Origin of the sequence: Veillonella sp. CHU732, from assembly GCF_003992085.1 — a bacterium.
In the GTDB taxonomy this organism is placed as follows: domain Bacteria; phylum Bacillota; class Negativicutes; order Veillonellales; family Veillonellaceae; genus F0422.
Window position 1 is genome coordinate 1 of sequence record NZ_RQVC01000025.1, and the last position, 11,572, is coordinate 11,572.

Here is an 11,572-nt window from a genome sequence, read left to right on the forward strand (position 1 = left end):
ATTAACAATACTTATTTCATCATTAATTCTTACCAATTTATAAAAATTATTATATTCATACGGATTATAAGACTGTTCTCTAATATTAATAACATCATATACTAATCCTTGATAAAAGAAGATATTATGTGTCAATAATACAAATATATCTTGACTACTATCCTTTTTTATACTTTTTATTAGTTTATTTAATTGATCCATCATAAAATATTGAACTGTATCATCATTAGAATTCATAGGATCATCAAAAATAATAACCTTTTTTTTATTATAATCCTCGATACTTTGTAATGACTCTAAAAAATATAAAAATGCAATAAGATTTTTTTCCCCTGTCGATAATTCTTCTATCCTCCGTACTTCTCCTTCAGTATTTTTAATTTCATAATATTCTAATTTTTCTGCATCATCCTTTTGCAAAACAAGTTTAAAGTTTGTTAAACCTTCTAACTTTGCATTTATATTATTCACTAACTTTTCGGTACTTTGAGTCTCCCTCACCAATTCTATTATCTTCGCCTCATTCTGGATAATATTGTCTTTGATTATATTAGCTTCATACTTAATCTCTTTAATTTCCTCTTCTAAACTTTCTATAGATATATCTAACTCACACTTCTCTCTTTGAATAACTTTATATTTCTCATCAGAAATATATATTGCAATATGATGTAACTCTAATATATTTCTCGCTTGTATTTTTTCTGCATTTAGATTATCTATCTTATTATTGAAGGCTGTAATATCTTCATTTATCTTATCTATATAAATAGAATAGTCAACTTCTTCTAATAAAATAATCGGATTAATTTTTTCAAACTGATTTTTCTTCTCTAACGCTTCCTTCATTGTTTGAAATCCATTTAATGCTTTTGTAATCTCCCCTCTTAATAATCTAGTTTGAAGACCTATCTTTTCTTTATATGGTTCTTGCAAATCATTAAAGTCAAACTTTATCTTTTGTAGGCTAGAAATAGCCTCACCAATTTTTTCTTTCATGCGATCAACCTCTTTCTTGATCGCTTTTACTTCATCAGCATCAAAATATTTTTTTATAGCTAGATATCTCTCTTCAGAAATTAAATTTCCACAAAACTTACATTTCTCACCTGGCTTATGTAAATGTATTCCTGCCTCTAAATACACATATTCTTCACCCACAGGAAGTTCCACGATAGATTTTTCTTCACTAATCAAACCTAGCACTTTATTAACTTCATTTAAAAAATCTTCCGGCCTTTTAAACAAATCATATGATATCATACCTACTTTATCAGTTATTTCCATATATAAAGTTTCTTTTGCTTCATTTACCTCTGTATCTGATATTATTCTAGCTTCTCCAATTTTGTCTTTTATTGAATTTTTATTATACGTACGATTATCAAGTATTAGTTTCTTATCATACAAGCGACTCATTTCGCTTGCAGCATCTCTTAGAAATCTACCTTCTTTATTATTTAAAGTTACTATTTGATCCTCTAGCTTCTTTTGTTGATTGGCCTTGCTTCCATCAATATTCTTATTAATACTATTTTCTAATGTTTGAAGATTATCTAGTAATATTTTATTTTGAGCATTATATTCTTCTATTTTCTTCTCTATATCTTTATTCTTTTCACCAAGAACAATTGCATTTAATAAACTATTTTCTCCTATAATCGACCCAAACCCTTGAAATGCGCATACTTTTAAACTATCAGAGTTATAATTATCCACTATTACTTTTGTTAACGTTGACTTTCCAGTTCCATTTTTACCATATATAAAGTTCAACTTTTTATCTAAAGATAGCTCATTTGATATAAAAAGTTTTTCATTTGATAAATTAATCTTCATATATCCTCCCTGTAAATTCAGCCATATCTCTTAGAACAAAATAAATTTATTATTACTTTTTCTCTATCAACACCTGATAGAGTTTCATTAACTCTGCTACGCACTCTTCTTCTGTCATTTTTAAGTCAAATCCATAAGCTCGCATCACAGCTCGATTATTATCTCGATGGGCCTCTCTTAATTCAATTGGCATAGTCACTTCATCATATAGCTCTGCCAAGGTGGAATTAGGATATAGTTTTCTAGCCGCTAAAATCTGCTTTGCAGTATTTTCAATGGCTACTCGATGTTGCTCCTGTAATTTTGGCCATGGGAATGTGTTATAAACTACATCCTTAGAATATCTATATCTCATTTCTAATCGACCTGCAAACGCACGCATCCATGCCATATGAACATTAGATGTGACGATACCAAAATCAACTAAATCTGCATTAGGTATAATTAATGTTCCCATTACTGGAATGGTCTCTTTATCCAAAAAACCAATAGGAATATATCGTCTTTTTTCAGAAGATACTCCTGGTATAATTAAATACTGCTCTGGATTTAATTGTTCTCTAAATAATGTAGGTGTTAATGCTAGCTTTTTAGACTCTGCCGTATTTGCAGCTAGTCTTGCCTCTTGACATGCCTTTACTCGTTTTAATACCATCGGCATCTGCTTTAACTCATTCGGTGAACACCCCACTAGCCATAAACAATATCTCTCTTTATTATTAATAAATTCTGTCGCCCCTACCATCCGTTTTATCCATTTTAATGATTGTGGACATTTTTCTTTAAACTCTAAAAATTCATCTGGTTCAATTTTTAAATGATTGTAATCGCATGGTTTATTGGGAGCAACCATCGGCTTTTGTCCAAATAAAGGTTTAGAAATACTTGTTACAACCCCATTAAACCCTGCTACTAAATAAGGGCTAATTTTATCAGCATATGAAGATAGTCCATCTGCATATAACACCTTATTTATATTATTTTGTTTTCCACTAAATCCTATAATTACACAGTGTACTGCTGCACCATCGGTTGATTCACTACTCCATTTAAACGTTCTATGTGCAAAAATGATTTCTACATCCATGGCATATAAAATATTCCACAATAAAGCCACTTGTTCCCCTTGTGTAATGGAATTTGTAGATACAAATGCACATTGTATTCCATCATTTTTCTGTATTAACTCAGCTGATTTAATATACCAAGAAGAAACATAATCTAGTTTTCTATATTTCTTTGAGTACACATTAAATACTTTATCCATATCCTTCTTCTGTGATTCGGATGCATACTTTGATCCTACAAATGGAGGATTTCCTATGATATATGATATCTGCTCAGCTGGAATCACCATTTCCCAATCCATTTGTAAGGAGTTCCCTTCATGGATATTAGCATTGGTATGAAGTGGTAAGAAATCCATCTCTTTATGAATAATCGCTTCTGTTTCTTTAAACATCTGTGCCTCTGCAATCCAAATTGCAGTTTTAGCGACAGACACAGCGAAGTCATTAATTTCTATCCCATAAAACTGTTGAATACTCACCTTGATAGGGTTAAATTCTTCTTCATTAAATCCAAGTACTCCTGTACCAGCTGCATCTGTTATAGTTTCTCGCAAGATATCATTTTCTAATCTTCGTAAAGATAAATAGGATTCTGTTAAAAAGTTGCCTGACCCTGCTGCTGGATCAAAAAATATTTTAGATGCCATTGATTCTTGCAATTGTTTCAATGCCTTCATCCTAGCCTTGCCAGTTTTTAATGTCATCGCTTCTTTATATTCATTTTTGAATATATCTAAAAACAATGGATCAATGAGTTTATGAATATTTTCAATACTTGTATAATGCATCCCTCCGTGACGTCTTGTTTCTGGATTTAATGTACTTTCAAAGATAGCACCAAATATGGTCGGAGATATTTCACTCCAATCAAAATTACATGCATCTTGCAATATTAGCTGAATGGCTTCTTCTGAGAATTGAGGAATTTCTACAGCATCGCTAAATAAACTACCATTAACATAGGGGAATGCTAACAAACTTTCAGTTTCATAGGGACTACGATTGCTTTCTGGCGTATCCAAAATACGAAACAAGTCCATCAAAGCATTACGAACTTGATGAAGTTGGAAATCTTTTAAATAATCATGAAATATATTCTTCTTACCAAATAGTCCAGAATCTTCTGCATATAGACAAAATACAAGTTTAACGCAAAGCTTATTAATATTATGTAAAATCTCATCTTCTGTTAGAAGCGCATTAATTTTATATTGTTGTAATAAACAATCATATAGTCTACCAACTAGTTCGCCAGCACCTTTTGAAATTTCCATCTCTCGTTCTATATGACTACTTTTCACATCTACTAAGAAATTAAGTCGATAAAAATCAGTACCTAATTTTTTCAACTCTATAATTTCTACTGAATCATTAGGGCGCTCCATATCTAATACATGAAACTCTTTGAAATTACAACTCACAATCCATCTAGCTCGTTTACTATACGACAAGTTAGCCGCGTACCGTTTTGCTTGCTCAACTGGCGTTAATTCAGTGCCATCTGATTGACGAATAGGCGCATTTAAATCCTTTCCTAAGCTTTTCTGTTCAATCAGTGTATGTGTTGCGGGAATCATAGCATCAATATAGCTAGTATGCTCTAGTTGCACACGTTCTTCAAAGCAAATCATATCAGCAGGATTCTCCACCCCATACACGGTTTGTAATAATTCCATCCAAAACCTTTGTGTATCCTGCTTTTCATCACCCTTATTTTCCCATTTCTTAGCAAACTCTTTGGCTGCTTTTTCTTGTTGCTTCAGTGTTAATTGCATAATATATCCCTTTATAGCAAACTGCTATCATCTAAATTTGAATCTATAGATATTCTCTTTACTACTATCCAATTCAATATATCTTCTTCCTATATCATTGCTTTTATTATATCATATACGTGCCCCATAATAGCTCAGGAATCTATTGCGCCCCATTTAGACATATTTTATTTTCCGCTATATTCTAGTAATAGTGACCACTTTCCTCTTCCTATATCTTTACTATCATGCTATAATAAAAACGTACTAAATTAACAGGAAACGTATTCTAGCGTAGGGTACACAAAAAAGCACAGGACTGGTATTCCTGTGCTTTTTGCTTGTTATTTGATAGAATAACAATAGGCCAGTCACTATTTACTGTTACTATCTAGCCATTTGCAAATGAAATAACTAATTACATTTGCCATGATAGAAACAATTAACAGGATAACTAAATCAAGCATAAGGCACACCTCCTTCCTGTCACGGAATCGGTATAGTGACACTTTTAGTATAACACAATATTATGATTTTTATTCTTATTTTCCACCAATATACTAGATAGAAAAATTTGAAACTTTTATCTCTGTTTAGTATAATAAAATAGTCCCTGAATAGGAAAATGTATATTATTTAATTGTATCAGTGAATGTCATCTCCTATGTTGACTTTCACATAAACACATAGGAGATATCTCATGGAAAAGAAACTGATTTTTAATGAACATGGTGACCGCGGCACGCAAAGTATGGTAGGCGGTAATACGACGAATTTACGGGAATGGAATCGTATTAAGTACGATTGGGCAAATACATTGTATCGCACGATGCTGAACAATTTCTGGATTCCTGAAGAAATTTCTTTGAACGAAGATATTAAGCAATTCCCATACTTAACGGATAGCGAGCGTCGTGCTTTCGATAAGATCATTTCTTTCTTAAACTTTTTGGATTCCATCCAAAGCGAGAACTTGCCAAACTTGAGCCGTTATATTACGGCATCTGAAGTGGCTTCTTTATTGAACATCCAAGCCTTCCAAGAAGAAATTCACGCCCAATCTTATTCTTACATTTTAGATACGGTAACGAATCCAATTACTCGTGACCGTATTTATGATGAGTGGCGTACAGACGAGCATTTATTAGCTCGTAACCGTTTTATTGCAGATATTTACCAACGCTTTAGCGATGAACCATCGGAACACAATTTGATTCGTACTATCATGGCAAACTACATTTTAGAAGGTATCTATTTCTACTCCGGATTTAGCTTCTTCTATACATTGGCTCGCCAAGGTAAAATGACCGCAACTTCCACAATCTTTAAATACATCAATCGTGACGAAGTGACTCACTTAGTATTGTTCCAAAACATTATCCGTGAGCTTCGCATCGAACGCCCTGAACTATTCACACCTGAACTGGAAGCTGAGTTAACACAAATGCTTCGTGAAGGTACAGAAAATGAAATCGCTTGGGGTCAATACATTACAGATGACAAAATCCTTGGCATCAACAACACATTGATCGAGCGCTATATCAAATATTTAGCAAACCAACGTGCTGATTCTATCGGTTTGCAACCATTATATCCAGAGATTAAGGAAAATCCTATGGCTTGGATTGAAAGTTTCTCCAACTTGAACAGCACTAAAACTGACTTCTTTGAAGCGAAAGTTACAAACTATACAAAAGCAGCTGCATTTGATTTCGATGATTTGGAATAAGAATGCCTGTAAGATGATATACATAAAAGCTACATGTAGATACATTCTACTGTGTAGCTTTTTCTTTTCTAGTATTATCTAGGAAATTAAATATCAATCTGTACTGTAATTGCAAGGGGTCTCGGACTTTTTACCAACTCATTTTGTCCTATAACCCTCCTATAACCCCAAACTGCTATACCTATGTAATAAAAAAAATGTTGGAACCACTCGTATATGAGTAGTCCCAACATATATAAAATAATCTTTTAGTTAGCTTTCACCAATGCCCGATGGATCAATCCAATCACGAATCCTACGCCGCCGAATACAAGCCAGTCCATACCGATGCCGTGCATTGGTACTTGTGTAGCAAAGAATTGTCCTAGGCTACCTAAGTCTATGCTCGCTGTTTCTAAGCCAGATACAAGGGCTGTGATGAACGTTGCCCCTACTGTCCAAGCATACACGCATTGGCGACCGTTGAACAACGGATGTAAGAATGCCAACACAATCAATGCGATGGATAATGGATAGAGGAACATCAACACAGGAATAGCTGCGGTAATGATGGTTTTCAATCCAAACATGCCTACGCCGAAAGAAATCAACACGAATAGCACTGCATAGGCTTTATAGGATAAGCCACCAAATTGTGTGCTAAAATACTGTGCACAAGAGGTAACAAGTCCGATACTCGTCGTCAAACACGCCAACAATACGATGACTGCCAAGATCATAGCCCCTAAATCGCCGAATAACAAACGAGCAGATTCTGCCAATACAGGTGCTCCTGTATCTAAGATGCCTAACTGTTCTACGCTAGTAGCACCTAAGCTAGCAATGAAGATATACACCACGCCTAAACAACCTACAGCGATTAAACCAGCTTTCATAGTGGCCCGTGTAATTTCATCACGTGTTTGTGCCCCTGAAAGTGTTACAAATTCGATAACCAAAATACCAAACACGAAGGATGCCAAGGCATCTAATGTATTATATCCATCTAAGAAGCCTTGTAGGAATGCCGTACCGCTAGTAGCGTACGCCTCTGTCGGTATACCATAACTGCCCAATGGAGTAATCAAAGATTTAACAATCAATACCACGATGGTTAGTAGCAAGGCTGGTGTTAAGATTTTACCAATGCGATTCACCAATTTTTGCGGATTAATAGAGAGCCACAATGTGACTACGAAGAACCCCACAAGGAACAAGGATAGTGCTGTATCTGAGGCAGCTCCACCTAAGAATGGTTTCACTGCAATTTCATAGGATACAGTCCCCGTACGAGGGATGGCAAAAGCAGGGCCAATAGATAAGTATAATGCCAATGTAAATAGGACCCCAAACACTGGATGCACACGACTTGCCAAACTTTGTACGTTACGGCTGCCGGAGTATCCCATGGCCATAACCCCTAACAATGGTAAACCTACACCAGTTACGATAAACCCTAAGATGGCCCACCACACATTGGTACCTGCATGTTGACCTAAAGTAGCAGGGAAGATTAAGTTACCTGCCCCAAAGAATAAAGCGAACAGCATCAGGCCGATAGCAATATAGGCTCGCCCCGATAGTTGAGTATGATCTGACATAATATCTCCTTTCAAATACATCCCATAATAACAAATATACACTGTATAAAAACAATTTTTATGCTTATTATCTTATTATATCTAATTATAGACGAAATAAAAAGCCATTTCCCTCGTCGGAAATGGCTTTGTCTATACTGATTATGCATATACAGGCGAGCTATGATTGATAGATAAATTACATTGATTAACTATAACCCATCCTTTTAATCGCATGGTTCTACATCCACTTTCACATCATAAAAGGTACTACCCCAACCATAATCGGTAGATCGTGAGGCAGTCAATACATTCATTGTATGCTCTGTATCATGAGACTGAGATTGCCACCAGACACCACTGCTCACAATGGTCCCCTTTGGCACCGTATCATCGATGACTAAAGCAATCCGCAAAGAACCACGTTCATTATACAAGCGCACAAACTCACTGTGCCATACGCCCTTGCGCTCTGCATCATCAGGATGCATACGAGCGACCATCTGTGGCACATCCGCTTGTAGTTCACAAAAGGACGAGTCTAGTATGCGTGGATCAGCCCCATTGATGAGGAAGAACTCCGCTGTATCTCCATGAGCCTGACTATACACAGGATATGGCTCACGCTCTAAGGGGTTGTATAATTCAATCTTACCAGATGGTGTACCGTACTCGAGCTTATACGTGCTGGATAGGTCCATTTCTACCAGTTCCCCTGCCAAGATTCTATCTTGCACTTCTCTTGGAATCGGAGCATGTCGCACAATATCTTCAATCATCTCCAATTCTGACATAGCAAACACAGCATCATCGATGCCCATAGCTCTAGCAATACTACAAATGGCGTCCCAATTAGATCGACTTTCACCTACAGGAGGTATGGCTTGATAGCCACAACCAATGGTGTAATGTCCATAAGAATTATAGATATCATTATGCTCTACGGACGTCGTTGCAGGGAGTACAATGTCTGCATATTTCGCCGTATCCGTCATAAACCGTTCGTGCACCACTGTGAACAGGTCTTCTCGTGCCAATCCTTTGCACACCACCGTTTGGTCCGGCGAGGTCACCGCAGGGTTACTGGAATATACATAGAGGGCCTTAATCGGTGGGTTGTTGACCTCTGTTAACATCGGACCTAAATGAATCATTGGGTTCAACCGTGTTTCTTTTGCCTGAAAGCGCTCCCAGCTGATACGCTTACCACCAACAAATTGACTGCCCGAAGCACTTGATAACAAACCACCACCTTTGTGTAGATAGGCCCCCACCAAAGCAGGTAGTGCTACCACACATCGCACCGTATTCGCTCCGTTCCCATAGCGAGATAGTCCACTGCCTAAGCGAATAAATGGCGCCATTGCCTGTCCATAAGCACGAGCAAACTGGACAATCCGTTCCTCTGGTACGCCTGTGATTCGAGCCACTTTCGATGGTGGATACTGCGAAATAATAGAATCACGGAATCCTTCATAGCCTTGTACATACTGATGAATAAATTCCTCATGTACTAATCCTTCTTCCACCAGCACATATGCCACACCCAACGCAAAGGCTCCATCTGTACCTGGTCGTATGATAATGACTTCATCTGCTAATTTCGCTGTCTCCGTATAGTACGTATCAATCACCCAAAGCTTGGCACCTCTCTGGCGAGCTATGGTCACATCATGTAGAACATGTACATCCGTAGCCACTGCATTGAGGCTCCACAGCACCACACAATCACTGTGTTGTATATCTTGTGGACGATTCCCTAGGGTATTCCCCATAAGACTAGCCCAACCATAACGTTTGGCAGGGGAACAAATCCCCTTATCTTGACGGGTAGCACCAAGTATGGCAAAGAGTGGATCCCCTGCACTCTTTTGTAAGATTCCCATGGTCCCTGCATAGGAATAGGGCATAATACTTTCAGAACCGTATGTATGGATACAGTGCTGAAACTGCTGAGCAATTTCCTCTAGTGCTTCGTCCCAAGTAATCGGTTTAAATTGACCGCTTCCCTTAGGACCTATGCGTCGCAAAGGCGTTGTCAGACGTTCCCTATGGTGGACTGTTCGTTCATAATGTTGCATTTTCTGGCACAAAGTCCCCCTCGTGAAACTGTGCGTTTTCATACCTTGTACCCGTTGTAACTGGTCTCCCTCAATGGTCAAGACCAATCCACAGGCATCTGGGCAATCATAAGGACATACTGATGTCCTTGTATGTATAGGCTTCGTCATCATTCATTCCTTACTAGTCATCATCAAAGTCATCAAACAAGTCAAAATCAACGTCAAAGTCGAAGTCAAAACTATCTCCAGAATCGTGCTCATAAGAACTATCAGCCTCTTGTTGATCATATTCTAACTCATCTTCCATAATATCATTGTAGTTGTTATGGAAAAATTGGTCCTGTTCTGTTTCGTTTGCACTAGAAAAACCATAATCTTCATCAGAGCCCTCTGGCAATACATCCGAGTGACTATAATCACGAATCGTCATTGCTTCATAAGGATCCACAGATACACGATTTTCTTCTGACTCTTCCATCTCCACCATATCCATAGCTCGGTTCAAATCCTTTGACGTCCCCTCTTGTTGCACCATGTCCAAAAACTCATCCGAACTCACTTCATTCACCAGCGTATCCATATCTTCTACCGCGGATGTATCCTTCTGCGGTTCTATGGTTTGTAATCGGCCTTGTCGTAAAAATCGATTCATTCTCTGTCGCCCCTTTCTCAATCTCTCTTGCATTACTTGTATTGTATCACCTGGCAATGAAGTTTTACAATACATCGTTATTATCACCTTTCAAAGGTATAGCTTATATATTAAAAGAACCCCTGCGCAAAACAGGGGTCCTTTTACATAGTTAGTTGTATAGTTATAGGGTATTAGTCATATTCAGGATGTTATCACATATAAGGGAGTGTTATGTGATTGGTTCGATGTTACTGTCAGGAGGAGTTAGCCTAAAGTAGCACGTAAGAACCACAATTGTTTTTCATAGTAAGCAATGTGGTCTTCCATGATAGCCACTAATCCGAAGTTACCTTCTTCATCAGCAGATTCACGAATAGCACGAGCTTCTTTATTCAACAATTCGAAATCTCCTACTAAGAAGTTGTACACTTGTTCTACGGAGAATTTGTTGCCTGGTTCTTCTTTCAAAGAGGCAATTTCTAAATATTTTGCCACATGTACTACAGGTTCTTCACCTTGCATTTTTACATGCTCAGCTACTGCATCATAATAATCAAATGCTACATCGTAGACTTCTTCTAAATATTTGTGAGCTGGCACAAATTGAGATCCTACTACATTAAAATGAAAATTGTGAAGTTTAATGTTCCAAATTGCTAAGTTTGCAATATATTGATTGACTTCTTGTAAGTTTTTCATACCTGTTTCTCCTTTTCTTTAGTTATTTTGCTAATTATTCTAATTAGCAATTAATAATTATTATTTGTTATGTGTATATCTTAGCATAGTAAATCATAAAATGCAATAGCTTTTCATATAGTTTATCGAAATATTTAAATATAAAAAGTGGCTCTTTGTCAAATGTGGGGGCTACTCATGTAAAAGCTTTTAGCGCTAGCTATGGAAATAGCTAGCGCTATTCTT

Annotated in this window: 7 protein-coding genes; 1 reads left to right on the plus strand and 6 read right to left on the minus strand. The window is 36.8% G+C overall.

The window, feature by feature from the left end; genetic code table 11:
* Both EO121_RS08480 and EO121_RS08485 read right to left on the minus strand, forming a co-directional pair.
* Nucleotides 1–1,839 (minus strand): AAA family ATPase (locus EO121_RS08480; RefSeq protein WP_127167412.1); only part of this gene is annotated, 1,839 nt, incomplete at its 3' end.
* A gap of 52 nt (nucleotides 1,840–1,891) precedes the next feature.
* Nucleotides 1,892–4,684: a DNA methyltransferase gene (locus EO121_RS08485; RefSeq protein WP_164725910.1), complete on the minus strand. Its 2,793-nt coding sequence runs from the start codon at nucleotides 4,682–4,684 to the stop codon at nucleotides 1,892–1,894.
* Nucleotides 4,685–5,363: 679 nt separating this feature from the next.
* On the opposite strand from EO121_RS08485, the gene EO121_RS08490 reads away from it, so the two are divergent.
* A complete protein-coding gene (locus EO121_RS08490) occupies nucleotides 5,364–6,392 on the plus strand; it encodes a ribonucleotide-diphosphate reductase subunit beta (protein ID WP_009353886.1) in 1,029 nt (342 codons plus the stop codon).
* A gap of 248 nt (nucleotides 6,393–6,640) precedes the next feature.
* On the opposite strand, the gene brnQ is transcribed toward EO121_RS08490, so the two are convergent.
* From brnQ to EO121_RS08510, 4 genes are all read right to left on the minus strand, one after another.
* Entirely contained in the window at nucleotides 6,641–7,972 is a 1,332-nt protein-coding gene (gene brnQ / locus EO121_RS08495; RefSeq protein WP_127167414.1) for a branched-chain amino acid transport system II carrier protein, read from the minus strand.
* 206 nt (nucleotides 7,973–8,178) lie between these two features.
* On the minus strand, nucleotides 8,179–10,182 hold the full coding sequence (locus tag EO121_RS08500) for a molybdopterin-dependent oxidoreductase (protein WP_127167416.1): 2,004 nt from the start codon (nucleotides 10,180–10,182) through the stop codon (nucleotides 8,179–8,181).
* Between the two features lie 13 nt (nucleotides 10,183–10,195).
* Complete coding sequence (locus tag EO121_RS08505) at nucleotides 10,196–10,666, minus strand: hypothetical protein (protein ID WP_127167418.1); 471 nt, start codon at nucleotides 10,664–10,666, stop codon at nucleotides 10,196–10,198.
* A 246-nt stretch (nucleotides 10,667–10,912) separates the two neighbouring features.
* The gene (locus EO121_RS08510) at nucleotides 10,913–11,347 is read right to left on the minus strand and encodes a DNA starvation/stationary phase protection protein (RefSeq protein ID WP_127167420.1); all 435 of its coding nucleotides are present in this window, start codon (nucleotides 11,345–11,347) and stop codon (nucleotides 10,913–10,915) included.
* Nucleotides 11,348–11,572: the final 225 nt, after the last annotated feature.